We start from the raw sequence: 15971 nt of genomic DNA, 5'->3' as shown, positions 1-15971 counted from the left end.
TGACATGGGTTATATTGAAGATATGAGAAATCTAGTAGGAAATCATCCACTTATTTTAATAGGATCACACGCCATTATATTAAATGAAAAAGATGAAGTATTGCTGCAGTTCCGTACAGATTTTAACCTCTGGGGCATTATTGGTGGTGCCCTAGAATATAACGAAACGTTAGAAGATGCTTTAAAACGAGAAGTGTTTGAAGAAACTGGACTTATTATTAAAGAGCCAGAATTATTCCGTACATACTCAGGACCAGACTTCTTTCAAATCTATCCAAATGGTGATCAAGTACATGGTGTACTCGTTGTTTATATTTGCCGAGAATTCCACGGTGAGCTTGTATGCGATCAAAGGGAATCGAAAGAATTACGCTTCTTTCCGCTTGATGAGTTACCTAGTAATCTTCATCCAGTCATTGAGAAGATTCTTCGCGATTTTCATCAATCCAATAAAAAATAGAAATCAAACAACCTCATTTCCCGTCATTACAACGTGAAATGAGGTTGTTATCGTTCACCGTAAATCCCTATTTCCCCAAAATGATATTAACGCTCTCTTTTTACAACTTTATATCCCTTTATAAAAAGGATAGTTATATAAGAAACAATAAATGAAAGAATAGTATACATGCCCACCCAAAAGAAAAATGCTGGATCGTGCGCTGTAACATTTAACATAAGAAAAATAAGAAATGTTACTATTGGCATCACATAAAATGTACCTACTTTATATGCTCCAGCTATTGAAACAATACAAACAAGCAATGGATATATACAGAAAATAAAAATGATTTCACTCAACGTTATGTCCCCCTTTCTGCAGAAATAATAGGTTTCTCGTTCACATTTGGGGGAACAACAAAATTTTATTTTTTATCAATTATTAGTAAATATAATGTTAGATTGTTATCTCAATCTGATTTCCTTCAGGATCACTTACTACACTTTCATAATAACCATCCCCTGTAGTACGCGGCCCATTTAACACTGAGTATCCTGCTTCTCTTAATGTATTAGTTAATTTGTTCACTTTTTCTTTACTATCTACTGAAAAAGCAATATGCGCATATCCTATTGTTTGTGTTTGTACTTTCTCGTCTATCCCTACCTGCTTCATAAGTTCTAGACGCGCACCGCCTTCAAAAGTTATGAAATAAGATTTAAACTGCTTTTTCGGATTGTGATATAAGCTATTTTCTTCACCACCGAAGTACTGTTTATAGAAATCACGCATTCTTTCTAAATCATTCACCCAAATTGCTACATGCTCAATTTTCATAATCGACACCTTTTCTTTTATGTTATTCAACTGGCAATTGGATGCTTCATTGCCAGTACATTTAATTTTCTTTATTTGTTCTCGTAATCATAAGATCAAGTCCAAGGCTTTTTAACCCATATAAATAATCTTCTTTCCAGTTGCTCACTGTTATTTTCGGAATATGTTCTGCCGGAATGTACTGTGGACAACTTTTTACAATCTGATCTATAACAATTTGGTTCACTTCATCATCACAGAAGATGAATCCATGAGGGTTAATAATAGCTATACATGTAGCTATTAAACGAGTAATAGCATCTATATTATATTCCTCTGGATTATTCGAATCTTCACTTCTCAAAGCTTGCAAGAAATTTTTATTATCGTACTGCGGGACGAAAGATATCTCTCCTGAGAAAAATGTGCTTCCGCGTACGACATCTCCATTTACCATAATCCCCGCACCTGGGCCATTTTGACCTGAATACAAATATACAAGAGAGGAATTTTCATTGTTTCCAGTATTTTTATGATAGCCGAGCACTGCAGCATTCATATCGTTTTCTATTACTACTGGTATAGAAAACAGTTCCTCCAAGTGACTTTTCAAATTAAAATTTTGGAACTTTTCATATCCAGGAATATAGAAAATACGCCCATTATCGACAGCACCAGGAACACCAATTGAGATTGAACTTATCTTTGGAAACGTAGCTATAAGACTTTCTATATGTTCTGTCAATACACTTAGACCCGTATCAATTAATGCACTTGAAGTACTGCCTTGTTCTTTTACTTCCCCTAAACAGTTAAAAATTGTATAGTTCGTCTCATTTTTTTCTAAAAATATCGCTAAACCTAACATATATTCTGGATTATATTCATATCGTTTTGCTCTTCTTCCACCACTTGAATCATCTAAACCGGCTAAAGTGACTTCACCGTCTTGTTTCATTTTTTCTATAAATTTACTTATCGTTGGAAAACTGATTTCTAATGTATTACTAAGTTCAACTTTCGTTGCACTACCTCGCTCTAGAAGAGCTGTACGAATGCCGCGAAGGATCGTCTCTTTAATCGATTTTTGAGTAACAAATTGTTCACTCAAATCGCTCACCACCTTAATCAACATACTTATTAAACACTTTTAATAAGTTGCGTTGACAATATATCATACATCATTTTCTAAAGCAATAGAGATGATATATTTCTACTAGCGGCACTCCGTATTTAACTCGATGCATTCTCTCTCATAACAGACGATACAATTCCAGACAAGATAACAAATAATAAAACAGCTAGCAAAGCATTACGTATTCCGAATGCTTCTCCAAGTATTCCTAAAAATGGTGGTCCGACTAAAAACGCTGTAAAACCGATGATAGAAACTGCAGCAACATTAGAAGTCGCATTTTCACTGTCATCTCCAGCAGCAGAAAGCCCAATCGGGAAACCTAACGCGGCACCAATCCCCCACAGTACTACACCAAGTGCTAGAAAATATGAGTTACTCCCAAATATGACGATTGTCATTCCTATAATCGCCATCATAATAGTAGCACGCATAACCGCGACACGACCGAATCGATCAAGAAAATAACTACTGCACATTCGAGCTAATGTCATTGCCAATACAAAAATAGTGTACATAATAGAACCTGTCACTATACTTTGCTGATGTCCATCTACCATCACAATAGGTAGCCAATCATTTGCACTCCCTTCTGCAAATGCCATTCCAAGCACGAAAAGACCAAGTAAAAGCACCCTTCTTTCCATACGTAAGGAAGTATGCTTCGCTCGCTTTTTGTTTCGCGATTTCTCCTTCTTTCCTGTCCCATGCGGAAGAAAACGATACAACATACATACAAGTAATACAAACATGACCGAAATCGCAAGAAATTGATACAGAATTGGGATGTGAAGCGAGATGGCGGCAGAACCACTGAGCGCGCCTACTAAAGTTCCTATACTAAAAAAGCCATGGAATTTCGGAAGAAGAGTTGTTCCTAATTTCTGCTCAATGGCAGAACCTTCTACATTCAATGCGACTTCTGCTAATCCATATCCTACTCCAAATACTAGTAAGCTACCAAAAGTCCCCATACTAGAAACAAAATAAATAGTAATACCTAAACAAAGCAATCCAACAATCATAAAAAACATACTGCCTATAATAACGTCTCTAGCTCCCTTACCGTCAATAAAATGACTTGCACTCAGTAAACCAATTATTGAACCGACAGATAATCCGAACAAAATCCAGCCCATTTCTGCATTTGACACTGTTAAAATATCTCGAGTAGCTGCTGTTCTAGAAATCCATGTAGCAAATGCCACACCTGGCAAAGCAAATAAGAGGAATAGAGCATTTCGAGAGGCAATTAGCGTCTTTGTATCATTTTCCGCAAAATCTTTCTTCATATGAAACACCTTTTACTCTTCTATCGTTTTAATAACTTTAGCTGGGTTACCACCAACAACTACATTATTAGGTACATCTTTTGTCACAACTGCCCCTGAAGCAATTACAACATTATCTCCAATTGAAATACCAGGGTTAATAATAGCGCCTCCGCCAACCCAAACATTGTTACCTATCTTTACCGGTTTTCCATATTCTTTGCCAGAGTTTCGTTCCACCGGATGTAATGGATGAGTAGCAGTATAAATGTGAACACCAGGTGCAAACATACAATTATCACCGATTCGAACTTCACAAACGTCTAAAATCACACAATTGAAATTTGCAAAAAAGCTCTTTCCAACATGGATATTGTAGCCGTAATCACAACGAAAATCAGGATTAATTTGGGATTTCCCATCAGCTGAAGAACCTAAAAGCTGATTTAACAACGTAAAACGCCTCTCATCTCCTGTCTCCATCGCCTCGTTATAAAGGCGTGTTAAACGTTTTGCCTCCACCCTATCAGCCACCAATTCTTCGTCATCCGCAATATACATTTCTCCTGCCACCATCTTTTCTTTCTCCGTTTTCATACAATCCTCTCCTTTTTTATTATATGGGATGCACTTATTAAATACCTTTAATAAGTGCCTTTAATTAAACTTATTAAACACGTTTAATAAGCAACCCTATATTAGCATACTTTTTCATATATGCAACTAATAAGTTCGGAAAAGAAGTGCGAACTCCTTGCTCTACGTATCGATATAAAGAATAATTTATATCGAAAAACGAGGGAACGCTCAGCGCCCCCTCTCAAATCCAATCCGTTTTTTAATTTCCGCTAAATTTACCTTCGCGATTTTTCTTGCTCGCTCAGCACCTTTTTCTAAAGCTTCGTATAATAAATTCGGCTCATTCATATACATAGTATATTTCTCACGAGGTCCAGCTAACTCACGATCTACAACGCGAAATAACTCTTTTTTCACATCGCCCCATCCGATTCCAGCCTCATACTTTTCACTCATCGACTGTATTTCATCTTCCGTCGCAAATTCTTTATAAATCGTAAATAACGTTTCTAGTTCTTTCGGTTCATTTGGAAGTGAAGAATCTGTTTTGATTTTAAATATTAACTTTCGTAGTTTTTCTTTCTCTGCAAATAATGGGATCACATTCCCGTAACTTTTACTCATCTTTCTTCCATCAAGTCCTGGTAATATTGCTCCTTCTTCTTGCACTACATACTCTGGAAGTGTAAATGTCGTGCCGAATGTATGATTAAAATACGTCGCAATATCACGTGCAATTTCAATATGCTGAATTTGATCTTTCCCAACTGGTACATGAGTAGCTTGAAATAGTAATATATCCGCCGCCATTAAAATCGGATACGTATATAATCCCATATTCACTCCTGCATCTACCTCTAAACCCGCTTCTTTATTTTGCTCCACCTTCGCTTTATACGCATGAGCACGGTTCATAAGACCTTTCGGAGTTAGGCAAGCTAAAATCCAAGCTAATTCTAGAATCTCCGATACTTCTGTTTGCCGATAAAAAACAACATCTTCCCCAAGTCCAAGCGATAACCAAGTAGCTGCTACCTCTTTCGTATAACTGCTGAACTTCTCTGGATCATGAACAGCATTTAATGCATGATAATCAGCTATAAAGTACAATGCTTTTCCTTCATTATTCTTTGACATTTGTAATGCAGGTTTAATCGCACCAATATAATTTCCTAAATGCGGATAACCTGTCGGCTTAATTCCTGTTAACATTATTTTCTCACTCACACTAACTCCTCCTTTCTCAAAATAAAAAGAGCCTCTCATCCTTAAAAAAGGACGAGAGACTCCCGCGGTACCACCTTAATTAGCTATCATTATAGCTCACTTCAACTTCTTAACGTGAAGTAACCGTCTTTACCTACTCATTTCAGTTAGAAGCTCCAGAGCCCATTCCATATTCATCCCTTACTGATTTCCACCACACATCAGCTCTCTAAAAAGTTTCGAATATGTACTCTTCTCTTTCATTGCTTTTTCGTTATTTTTTACAGTTTATCACATTTCACTTCCAAACAAACCCTAATTTTCTATTTTATATAGCAGGAATTTCCACTTCAATTGTCTAATTTTATATAGGTTTGCAGAAATATTCGAAACAACTTTGGAGGTTTTTTCATGGTAAAATATATATCAATTTTAGGTTCAACAGGATCCATCGGCACATCTGCATTAGATGTCATTTCAGCTCATCCTGAACATTTTAAAATCGTCGGTTTAACCGCAAATTATAATATCGATCTTCTTGAGCAACAAATCAAAACGTTTCAACCTCGTATTGTAAGCGTTGCGACAAAAGACTTAGCAGACAAGCTTCGTACGCGTATTTCAGCAAATACAAAAATCACACACGGGACTGATGGCTTAATTGCAGTAGCTACTCACCCTGATTCAAATCTTGTATTAAGCTCTGTTGTAGGTGTTTCAGGATTACTCCCAACAATTGAAGCATTAAAAGCGAAGAAAGATATCGCTATTGCTAATAAAGAAACTTTGGTTGCAGCTGGACATATCGTAACTGAACTAGCGAAACAAAACGGATGTCGCTTAATTCCAGTAGATAGTGAGCATTCAGCTATTTTCCAATGTTTAAACGGAGAAAATAATAAAGAGATTGAGAAGTTAATTGTAACAGCTTCCGGTGGTGCTTTTCGTGATAAAACACGTGAAGAAATGCAAACATTACAAGCTAAGGACGCTTTAAAACATCCAAACTGGTTAATGGGTGCAAAACTAACGATTGATTCTGCCACATTAATGAATAAAGGCTTTGAAGTAATGGAAGCGAGATGGCTATTTGATATTCCGTATGAAAAAATTGATGTAATGATTCATAAAGAAAGTATCATTCATTCTTTAGTAGAATTTATTGATGGATCAGTTATGGCACAGCTCGGTGCTCCTGATATGAGAATGCCGATTCAATATGCGTTTCACTATCCTGCTCGGCTACCTTCTTCCTATGAAAAATTAAATTTATTAGAAATCGGTAGTTTACATTTTGAAAAACCAGATTTAGAGAAGTTCCCTTGTCTACAATACGCATATGAATGTGGCAAAATCGGTGGTACTACTCCCGCTGTATTAAATGCAGCAAATGAAATTGCGAATGCACTATACTTAAAAAATGAAATTGCCTTTTTCGATATTGAAAAAACAATTTACAAAACAGTTGAAGCTCATCATAATGTAAAAGATCCTTCACTTGATGCTATATTGGAAGCGGATCAATGGGCGCGCCAATATGCAAATGAATTGTTAATAAAAAAGAGCTAAAACAGTTCCCACTGTTTTAGCTCTTTTTTTCATGTATTCAACTTAACAAATCTATAACCGTGTGTAACTAACACTTTTAATATCGCATATCCTGGAATGGCTAAAATAATGCCCATAATCCCGAATAAGTTTCCGGCAGTTAAAATAATAAATATGATTGTAATTGGGTGGATATCTAACTTCTTACCCATAACTTGCGGAGAAATAAATTTACCTTCTGCTAATTGTACAACCATCATTACAATAATTACCTTTAAAACCATCCCTGGCGAATCAATAAACGCAATAATTAACGCTGGTGTAATGGCGATAATTGGTCCTACGTACGGAACGATATTTACAATCATCGCTAAAATAGCGAGTAGTACTGCATATTTAATACCGATAATAAGGTAACCAATTAATAGCATAATACCGATAAACAAGCTAACTATAATTTGCCCCCTAATGTACGAACTAATCGCATAATGCATATCATCTAGTATTCTCATTGCTGCTGGTTGTCTTTGCTCTGAAATGAACTTTAAAAAGTGATTCGGTAATTGCTCACCATCTTTTAAAAGATAGAACAATATAAATGGAACCATTACAAATGTTAAAACAACCTCTGTAATAGTACTCAAAAATCCAGTTACATTACCAGTTACTGATGATAATGACTTTGTAAAATCAACTGTGTAGTCTTTTACAATATTCGCAACATCAATATTTAAATTCTCCTGAATTTTACCGAGTAAGTTACTTTCCCCAAATCTACGTGCTGCCCTTTCGATTTCATGACCAAAATATGGTAGATTATCTATCAATGCGTCAATTTGATCTTTGATAATAGGAATAACCGTTAAAACTAAAAACACAAATAATCCAATTACTATTAAGTATATTGAGGCTATCGATACGATTCTTGAAACACCTTTCTTTTCTAAAAGCGAAACGAATGGATGTAAAATATAGAATAGCACGCCCGCTAATAGTACTGGGAAGAAAATTGTTTTTAAAAATACGATAAACGGTGTAAAAACAAATGATATTTTTGTTAGCAATAAAATATTAATGAACAATAACGCAAATCCAAGTAATACCGCCAAATAATTTTGTTCTCTAAAAAACTTTCTTAACTTATCTCTTTTTCTTATATTTATTTTCTCCAATGAAACCACCTCTTCGAATGATGAAAAGCCCTTATTCAGGGCTCTTCATCATAATCTATATCTCTATTTCCTTGCAGCTTTCACTACAAATGATACAATAAGAATTAACACGATTGCACCTAATAATGCTGGCACGACATGAATCCCACCAAATGATGGCCCAAAGGATCCAAATAATCTACCACCTAACGAAGCACCTAATAAACCTGCGATAATATTTCCGAACATACCACCTGGGAAATTTTTACCCGTTATAGAACTAGCAATTGCACCTATAATAGCACCAACTATTAATGTGATAATCCATCCCATTTTTAGTCCTCCATTTCTATTATGGTGTATTTCTTTTTCATACTAAATTGTTATGTAACTATTATAATTATTATATCCAATAAAGAAAAATCTTGTCAAATCTATGAAAATACAGCCAACAAGGAGGTTCTTTCTCTATGATTCAAAAATTAATAACAACTTCTCACAAAAACGCTACTTCTATTTTAAGCATTCAAATACCAGCTTATGAAATTGAGGCAAAATATATAAATAGTACAGCTATCCCTCGCCTTTATGATACTGTAGCTGATATTCAATCCTGTGATGAAATTTTCTACGGCTATTTTTATGAAGATACACTTGCTGGGTTTATTTCTTTTAAAGTAGACGAAGAGGAAGTGGATATTCATCGTTTAGTAGTATCCCCTAATCATTTTCATAAAGGGATTGCAACAAAACTACTACTGTATGTATTTGACATGTTTTCCCCTTCCAAAACATATATTGTACAAACAGGGAAAGAAAACACCCCTGCTCTGTCTTTATATAAAAAACATGGCTTTATTGAAGTAAAGGATATCATATTACCCGATGGAGTGGTTTTAACCTCACTTAAAAAATCAGAAAACAATAAATAGTTTGACTCGTCAATTTATTTATGTTATCTTTTACTTTATAAAACCTTTTGCTGAGTCCAAATTTTGGAGCGGGGGAACCATTTTTGTAGCTATGCTACTTGGGGCGAATCTTTTTTAAGTAGGGAAACTCTCACTTCCCGAGTCCGACAGCTAACCTCGTAAGCGTAATGGGAGAGGAAGGTGCTTTTTGCCTATGTTACACATTTTGCCTCCTTAATTATAAATATGGGATCGATATCAAATAGTCACCTATATTTATAGAAAAGGAGAATGTATTATGTTACGTTTATCTGATCACGCAATAAAAATGATGGAGCAAAGACTACGAATTGAAAAACAACGCACATATCAAGCAAATAAAGTTGTAGATAACTTACATCACAAATACTTCTTTCAGCATATTTTTCAACCGAAAAGATAAAGAAAATGTTTATTTAATATTAAAAAACACAAGGTGTGTCTTACAAAGACATTCCTTGTGTTTTTTATATTCTTTATAAAATTCTCACTACATTTAAACTTGCTGTAATCGCACCTGCTATAGTAGTCACATGCCCTACACCTAACGGGCCATTTTGTAATATTAATGTTGAATTGGCACTCGTCACATTCACAAGAAGTGTATTTGAAATAGCTGGTTCGATTACTACAGTTGATGTCGTTACGTTTTGTATAAAACTCCCTGTTAGTTGCGTTCCATTTAATAGTAATCTAACAGATACTGTCTCATTTCCACCATTTGCATCCCCTTGGAAATAGTAGCTTACTAAATATATTCCTGGCGTCGCTACTGTGACTGTCGTAGCACTAGTTAAAGATACACCCGTTCCATATACAGTGGATCCAGAATTAATTGGAATGTTAGTATTTGCTGCAATTGTACTTGTTGATGTAGAGAAGAAATAGCCACCACCTGTAGATATAGCAGATGATCCTGTTGCTCCAGCTAAGCCCGTTGGGCCAGTAGCACCTGTTGGGCCTGTTACTCCCGTTCCCCCTGTTGCTCCAGTTATTCCTTGTATGCCTTGGATTCCGGTTGGTCCAGTTGCACCAGTCACTCCCGTCTGGCCGGTTGCTCCAGCCTGCCCTGTTATTCCTTGTGGACCTTGGATTCCTTGTGGACCTTGAGGACCCGTTGCTCCCGTCTGGCCGGTTGCTCCAGTTGGACCTGTTGCTCCTTGTGGTCCTTGGATTCCTTGTGGACCTTGAGGACCCGTTGCTCCCGCCTCGCCGGTTGCCCCTGTTGGGCCGGTTACTCCTTGTGGACCTTGGATTCCTTGTGGACCTTGGGGACCCGTTGCTCCAGTCGGACCTGTTACTCCGGTTGGACCGGTTGGGCCCGACTGACCGGTTATTCCTTGTAGACCTTGAGGGCCGGTTGGACCAGTTGGGCCTTGGGAACCTTGCACGCCTTGTATCCCCTGTATTCCTTGGGGACCGGTTGGACCAATTGGACCTTGTATTCCCTGTATTCCTTGAGGACCCGTTGCCCCCGCCTGGCCGGTTGGGCCTTGTGGACCTTGCACACCTTGTATTCCTTGAGGACCGGTTGGGCCTATACTTCCTTGTGGTCCCTGAATACCTTGTATTCCTTGAGGACCAGTTGGACCTGTTATGCCACTCGGACCTTGTACGCCTTGCACTCCTTGAGGACCGGTTGGACCACTCGGACCTTGGATTCCTTGTAGCCCCTGTAAACCAGTTGGACCGGTCGCTCCCCTTACTCCTTGCTCACCTTGTATTCCTTGTATTCCTTGCGGGCCTGTTGGACCAATTGGACCTTGTGCCCCTTGCACTCCTTGTTGACCGGTTGGGCCTGTTGCTCCTATCGGTCCCTGTACTCCTTGTAGACCTTGTAAACCCGTTGGACCGGTTGATCCCATTACTCCTTGTGGACCTTGAATTCCTTGATCACCCGTTGGACCGGTTACCCCCATCGGTCCCTGTACTCCTTGCAAACCTGTTAAACCGGTTGCACCTGTCGGTCCCTGTATTCCTTGCACTCCTTGAATTCCAGTCGTTCCTGTTGCTCCGGTCGCCCCGGTTGCTCCGGTTGCTCCAGTTGGACCTGTTGGCCCCCCTGGTGATCCTGCTGGACCGGTTGGACCGGTTGGACCTCCTGGCGGACCTGTTGGGCCCGTTGCTCCGGTTGGACCCGTTGCAGATCCAGTTGGTCCAGTTACCCCTGTTGGACCGGTCGAGCCGGTCGGACCCGGATCCCCTTGCAAGCCAGTTGCACCTATTGGCCCTATTACACCTTGCACTCCTTGAATTCCTTGAGAGCCTGTTGGACCAGTTACCCCCATCTCACCTTGTGGACCTTGTAAACCTTGAACACCAGTTGCACCTGTTGGTCCCATTGGCCCTTGTTCTCCTTGTATTCCTTGTGAACCTGTTGGACCGGTCGGACCCATCGGACCTTGAATACCTTGTATACCTGTTACACCTTGTAAACCACTACTTCCTAAATTTCCTTGAACACCTTGTATACCCGTATTTCCAGTTGGACCGGTCGGACCGATTTCACCTTGCACTCCTTGTATACCTTGTATTCCGATTGGGCCGGTTAGACCAATTTCTCCTTGCACTCCTTGTATACCTTGTATTCCTGTTGGACCTGTTTCTCCCATTGGTCCAGGTATTCCTTGTATCCCTTGAATACCTGTTGGACCAGTCGGCCCCCTTTCGCCTTGAATACCTTGAACACCTTGAATTCCCTGTGGACCTTGTTCCCCCATCGGACCTTGACTACCTTGAGCACCTTGGGGCCCAGTTGCTCCCGTCGGTCCAGTCACCCCTGTAGGACCAACAGGCCCTTCATGCCCTCCAGTTGGACCGATTGGACCACTATTACCTGTCGGACCCGTTGCTCCTATAAGCGGAAGAGGCAGTGCCACTCCAAATTTTTTGCACTTTCTATGATGACGCACAACAATCCCCCTTCCCCAAAATAATTACACCTTTTATATGAAATGCATTTTTATAAGAAAAGTACACCTTTGACCTCATTTTTTTAAAATAAAGAAGCCTATCATTTCATCTATTTGAAATGATAGGCTTCTTTTTATAAAACAATTTACTTCCTCGCCTTAATAATAAAAGTAGTTGGCACCATCCTAGCTTTATATAAAGAATAATATTTCGTAGACGGCTCAGCTAGTTCTCCATCAAGCAAGCTCGATGGTTCAGGCTCTTCTATTCTCTCAATTTTAAATCCCGATCTATTTAACTCATTTATGTATGTACTTATTTTTCTCTTATATAATGTCGCTTGTACATTTTCTCCTTTAAATGTTTCAAACGTAATGGGCGTTTCCTCATGATAAGAAGACTTTATAGCAACTTCTTCCGTACCATACTGTAAGCTTGAATATACTGGGTGCTCCCAACTAAAAATAAAACTTCCCCCTGGCTTTACATATGAATAAATCAGTTCCAACGTTTTTCTTAAATCTGAAGTCCAACCTAATGCATAAATGGAATATACAATATCAAAATACCCTTTCGGAATATCTCCTTCTTCTTCCATTGCTCCGCATACTAACTTTGGATTCCAATCCTTTAACGTCTTATTCGCTATTGCAATTTGTGCACTTGAAAGATCAAGTCCCCACAATTCCTTTGCCCCTTGTTCCGCCATATACTGCAACGAATGTCCACTTCCACACCCAATATCAAGTACCTTTTTATCTTTAATTGAATCGAACAAATGGATCTCATCTTCAGATGCCGTATACGGTCCGTATTTCGGTAAACAATCCACTTGAAAGAAATAAGGTGCAACTGTATCCCAACACTTTTTATTTGTAGCTAGCATTTGTGTGCCTTTCATATTATTCATTCCCCCCATCCATTTTTCTTTCTCTAATATTAATTACATATCATAACCAGATCGCCCTTTTCTCTTCGCCCGGTAGTTTTTCACTTTTGCAATCGTACCGCATGCTCTTCCTCCTTCTTCTCCAGCATACATACCGCACCATCTTTTACTTCCATTTCGCGAATAATCATAAAATACCCAGCGACAATCTGGACATGCTTTTAACCTTCCCCACACATTTTCTTGAATTGACATTAACACAATGCTTAACATTTTTGTATACACATTCTCTTCATATACTGGTTCATATGTAATACCTTTCATATCATCCTTTATATGTACATGAAATGGGTATTTCTCTAACCATTTTTGCAATGATCCTTCGCCTTCAATTGTCATCCGAATATCTTCTCGAAAACCTCTTAATTCCTCTATCGTATGAAATGGAAACTCTTCATCAAAATATTCTTTCATAAAGAGCTTTATATCTTCTTTTGTTTGCAGCAAATCAATTGGCTCTCTCGTATCGTTTGGTATTCTCCATGTATTTAAAAATTCCCGAATATATTCTAGTTCATTTGGAGCGTTTTGATTCAATTCGATCCACCTTCTTCTTAAAATTTACTTTTTTCTGACTTTATGTATAATTATAGTATAAAATAGTTAACCATCAAATAATTTTACTGGTTACATAATTAGGGGGATTTCTATGAAAAGTTTCTCAACACCGATACGTTTCATGCTTATTTCTTCATTTTTTATGTCTTTTGGATATTTTGCAGTATACGCATTTTTAGCTATTTATCTATTAACCTTTCTTCATTTTTCTGCTGTCCAAGTAGGAACAGTGTTGACGGTTATGACAATTACATCACGAGTTATCCCATTATTCTCAGGGTTAATTGCTGACAAAATAGGCTATATCATTATGATGATAGCTGGTTTATTTTTGAGAGGAATCGGATTTATCACTTTAGGAATATGCTCTGATTTCTATACAATTTCTATTTCTTCTGCACTTATTGGCTTCGGAACTGCATTTTACGAACCTGCCGCTCGCGCTATATTTGGCTCACAGCCAGCTCATTTGAGAAAAAATTTATTTACATATTTAAACCTTAGCTTTAATTGCGGTGCAATAATCGGACCAATTGCAGGAGGGTTCTTACTCTTACTCGATCCACTCTACGCTTTCTCTCTAACAGGATCTCTTATGCTGTTATTTGCTTTTATCTTTTACTTACTTAAAAATCACTTCCAAGTCACTACTGAAAACACGTCTATTACATTAGGAATACAGGCCATCTTACAAAACAAGTCTTTCCTTCTGTTTTCCTTTATCATGATTTTCTTCTATATTATGTTTACTCAGCTTACTGTCGCACTTCCACTTCATATGAAAAACATTAGTAATAGCAATCAACTTGCTACACTCGTTATTACGATAAATGCGATAACAGGCGTCATATTTATGGTATTATTCCGAAAATTATTCCACAAATACAACACACTTTCGATTATTAAATACGGTGTTTTATTAATGAGTATTTCCTTTTTACTCATTCCTTTATTTCAACACCCATATTGGCTCTTTATTTGTGTAATTTTATTTACAATCGGTGAAACACTCGTATTACCTAACGCTGATATCGCTATTGCAAATTACAGTAATGAATCATATACAGCCACTTTCTTCGGATTTTATCAACTATCACTCGCATTTGGTTTTATCATTGGTAATTATACCGGTACATCTTTTACATCCAACTTAAGCGGAATGTATACACCATGGCTTATTTTTGGCGGAATAGGACTTATTGGTTTTATTTCACTACATATTTTGAATATAAAAAAAGTGGCCTCTAAAGAGGATATACACCTATGTAATACAAGCGACCTATAACGAAAAAGATTCGACCATCATATGTGACAGTCGAATCTTTTTATTGTTCATATTCAAGATGATTATGCCTTTTACAACCAAACAAATAGCACCCACCTATATGATAAGTTTCAAATTCTAACCCTGGAACATATCCAGATTTGATACGTTCTACCATTGTTTTATAACAATTATTCTCTTCTGTATATTCCTCAATTAACTCTTTCTTATCATTTTCTGTCCAGTTTTCTTCTACTTCTTCATTCTGAACATCTTCTATTTCTGCTGTTTTCGCTTCGATAGATTCCCGTATAACTTCATTTATACGGGAGAAATTATTCGTTTTATATAGAGCATACACAAATCTATCAATCCAATTAGGACTTTTCCAGCATTCTTTATATCCCTTTTCGAACCATTCAATTGCTTCTTTATAGCAATTCAACTCAACATATAAATCTGCTACATTAATTTCCCCTAAAAAATTATCAGATTCCCTGTTAAAAGTATCTAACTTCTCTTTTGCTTCTGTCGTTCGTTCTAAATCAATTAAACATTTTACATAGCTATACATGATATAGTCCGAATCCCCTGCAACTCGCAAGAAAAAGTCTGAAGCTTTTTCCAGCTCTCCAAGGTTATAATGCGCTACAGCTACATTATGATATGCTTCATCTGATGGTTGAATCGAAATAGACTTTTGTAATGCTTCTTTCGCTTCTGTCCATTTTTCTTGTTTCATGTAAATGTCCCCTAAGATGTTATAAGGAAAGTATGAAGAAGGATTCAACTTAACAACTTCTCTTATTAATTCAAGAGCTTTATCATCATTCTCTTCCTCATAAAAGTACATCCAAGCCAGATTATTGAGAGATTGTACGTCTCTAGATTCATGTACTGCTTGTTGAAACAGTTCCATTGCTTCCTCATATTTATTTTGTTCAAACATTTCAATTGCCTTCTCATTAATGTTCAAATAACTACCTCCGAATTAAATGAATTCATCTATTCCCTATCATTATTGTAAAATGTAAAAATTATAATTTCTATAAGAAAATTTCTTTCTCTCGTCTACATTTCGATTGAAATAGAAGCTAAAACATACGAATTTACAAAAATCAGTAATTTTTTCATTCTCCCTTAAATTGGATATACATCCTGTTTCATTTTACATATTATGGTACAATTA

The 15971-nt window shown here is 37.3% G+C and carries 17 protein-coding genes, 1 riboswitch and 1 other annotated feature; of the genes, 5 read left to right on the top strand and 12 right to left on the bottom strand.

Annotated elements, in window-relative coordinates; genetic code table 11:
- Positions 1–4: 4 nt before the first annotated feature.
- On the top strand, positions 5–460 hold the full coding sequence (locus BM089_RS17495) for an NUDIX hydrolase (protein ID WP_000540454.1): 456 nt from the start codon (positions 5–7) through the stop codon (positions 458–460).
- A gap of 86 nt (positions 461–546) precedes the next feature.
- Here BM089_RS17495 and BM089_RS17490 read toward each other — a convergent pair whose 3' ends face one another.
- The 6 genes from BM089_RS17490 to BM089_RS17465 form a co-directional block, all read right to left on the bottom strand.
- Positions 547–801 (bottom strand): YbeF family protein, encoded by a 255-nt coding sequence (locus tag BM089_RS17490; protein WP_090977556.1) that lies wholly within the window; start codon positions 799–801, stop codon positions 547–549.
- Positions 802–898: 97 nt separating this feature from the next.
- A complete protein-coding gene (locus tag BM089_RS17485; protein ID WP_090977554.1) occupies positions 899–1279 on the bottom strand; it encodes a VOC family protein in 381 nt (126 codons plus the stop codon).
- Positions 1280–1340: 61 nt separating this feature from the next.
- On the bottom strand, positions 1341–2369 hold the full coding sequence (locus tag BM089_RS17480) for an ROK family transcriptional regulator (RefSeq protein WP_000003038.1): 1029 nt from the start codon (positions 2367–2369) through the stop codon (positions 1341–1343).
- A 122-nt stretch (positions 2370–2491) separates the two neighbouring features.
- Positions 2492–3685: an MFS transporter gene (locus BM089_RS17475; protein ID WP_090977655.1), complete on the bottom strand. Its 1194-nt coding sequence runs from the start codon at positions 3683–3685 to the stop codon at positions 2492–2494.
- A 12-nt stretch (positions 3686–3697) separates the two neighbouring features.
- Positions 3698–4261, bottom strand: a complete 564-nt coding sequence (locus tag BM089_RS17470) for a maltose O-acetyltransferase (protein WP_090977552.1) — start codon at positions 4259–4261, stop codon at positions 3698–3700.
- A 210-nt stretch (positions 4262–4471) separates the two neighbouring features.
- Positions 4472–5470 carry a tryptophan--tRNA ligase gene (locus BM089_RS17465; RefSeq protein ID WP_090977550.1) on the bottom strand — a complete coding sequence of 333 codons (999 nt, stop codon included), beginning with the start codon at positions 5468–5470 and terminating at the stop codon, positions 4472–4474.
- Between the two features lie 44 nt (positions 5471–5514).
- Positions 5515–5722 (bottom strand) — a binding site (T-box leader).
- 138 nt (positions 5723–5860) lie between these two features.
- On the opposite strand from BM089_RS17465, the gene BM089_RS17460 reads away from it, so the two are divergent.
- Positions 5861–7018 carry a 1-deoxy-D-xylulose-5-phosphate reductoisomerase gene (locus BM089_RS17460; RefSeq protein ID WP_090977548.1) on the top strand — a complete coding sequence of 386 codons (1158 nt, stop codon included), beginning with the start codon at positions 5861–5863 and terminating at the stop codon, positions 7016–7018.
- A 29-nt stretch (positions 7019–7047) separates the two neighbouring features.
- Here BM089_RS17460 and BM089_RS17455 read toward each other — a convergent pair whose 3' ends face one another.
- Together BM089_RS17455 and BM089_RS17450 are read right to left on the bottom strand one after the other, a co-directional pair.
- Positions 7048–8169 carry an AI-2E family transporter gene (locus BM089_RS17455; RefSeq protein ID WP_000411478.1) on the bottom strand — a complete coding sequence of 374 codons (1122 nt, stop codon included), beginning with the start codon at positions 8167–8169 and terminating at the stop codon, positions 7048–7050.
- Positions 8170–8232: 63 nt separating this feature from the next.
- Positions 8233–8481, bottom strand: a complete 249-nt coding sequence (locus tag BM089_RS17450; protein WP_000539733.1) for a GlsB/YeaQ/YmgE family stress response membrane protein — start codon at positions 8479–8481, stop codon at positions 8233–8235.
- 137 nt (positions 8482–8618) lie between these two features.
- Here BM089_RS17450 and BM089_RS17445 point away from each other — a divergent pair, with 137 nt between their 5' ends.
- Positions 8619–9080 carry a GNAT family N-acetyltransferase gene (locus BM089_RS17445; protein ID WP_072939134.1) on the top strand — a complete coding sequence of 154 codons (462 nt, stop codon included), beginning with the start codon at positions 8619–8621 and terminating at the stop codon, positions 9078–9080.
- A gap of 38 nt (positions 9081–9118) precedes the next feature.
- A riboswitch (cyclic di-AMP (ydaO/yuaA leader) is annotated at positions 9119–9261 on the top strand.
- A 96-nt stretch (positions 9262–9357) separates the two neighbouring features.
- Positions 9358–9501 carry a hypothetical protein gene (locus BM089_RS31130; protein ID WP_000945243.1) on the top strand — a complete coding sequence of 48 codons (144 nt, stop codon included), beginning with the start codon at positions 9358–9360 and terminating at the stop codon, positions 9499–9501.
- A gap of 73 nt (positions 9502–9574) precedes the next feature.
- On the opposite strand, the gene BM089_RS17435 is transcribed toward BM089_RS31130, so the two are convergent.
- The 3 genes from BM089_RS17435 to BM089_RS17425 form a co-directional block, all read right to left on the bottom strand.
- On the bottom strand, positions 9575–12016 hold the full coding sequence (locus BM089_RS17435; RefSeq protein WP_090977546.1) for a BC_3345 family exosporium-associated protein: 2442 nt from the start codon (positions 12014–12016) through the stop codon (positions 9575–9577).
- A 140-nt stretch (positions 12017–12156) separates the two neighbouring features.
- Entirely contained in the window at positions 12157–12912 is a 756-nt protein-coding gene (locus BM089_RS17430) for a class I SAM-dependent methyltransferase (RefSeq protein WP_090977544.1), read from the bottom strand.
- A 42-nt stretch (positions 12913–12954) separates the two neighbouring features.
- A complete protein-coding gene (locus tag BM089_RS17425; protein ID WP_001072944.1) occupies positions 12955–13497 on the bottom strand; it encodes a CGNR zinc finger domain-containing protein in 543 nt (180 codons plus the stop codon).
- 112 nt (positions 13498–13609) lie between these two features.
- Between BM089_RS17425 and BM089_RS17420 the strand changes: the two genes are divergently transcribed.
- Positions 13610–14803 (top strand): MDR family MFS transporter, encoded by a 1194-nt coding sequence (locus BM089_RS17420; RefSeq protein WP_090977542.1) that lies wholly within the window; start codon positions 13610–13612, stop codon positions 14801–14803.
- A gap of 40 nt (positions 14804–14843) precedes the next feature.
- Here the strand turns inward: BM089_RS17420 and BM089_RS17415 are convergent, their stop codons facing one another.
- A complete protein-coding gene (locus BM089_RS17415; protein ID WP_090977540.1) occupies positions 14844–15758 on the bottom strand; it encodes a tetratricopeptide repeat protein in 915 nt (304 codons plus the stop codon).
- Between the last annotated feature and the right edge of the window lie 213 nt (positions 15759–15971).

This window comes from Bacillus sp. 5mfcol3.1, assembly GCF_900114335.1.
GTDB classification, from domain to species: Bacteria; Bacillota; Bacilli; order Bacillales; family Bacillaceae_G; genus Bacillus_A; species Bacillus_A thuringiensis_S.
Note: the sequence above shows the minus strand (reverse complement) of the source record. Positions and strands in the feature narration are given on the sequence as shown.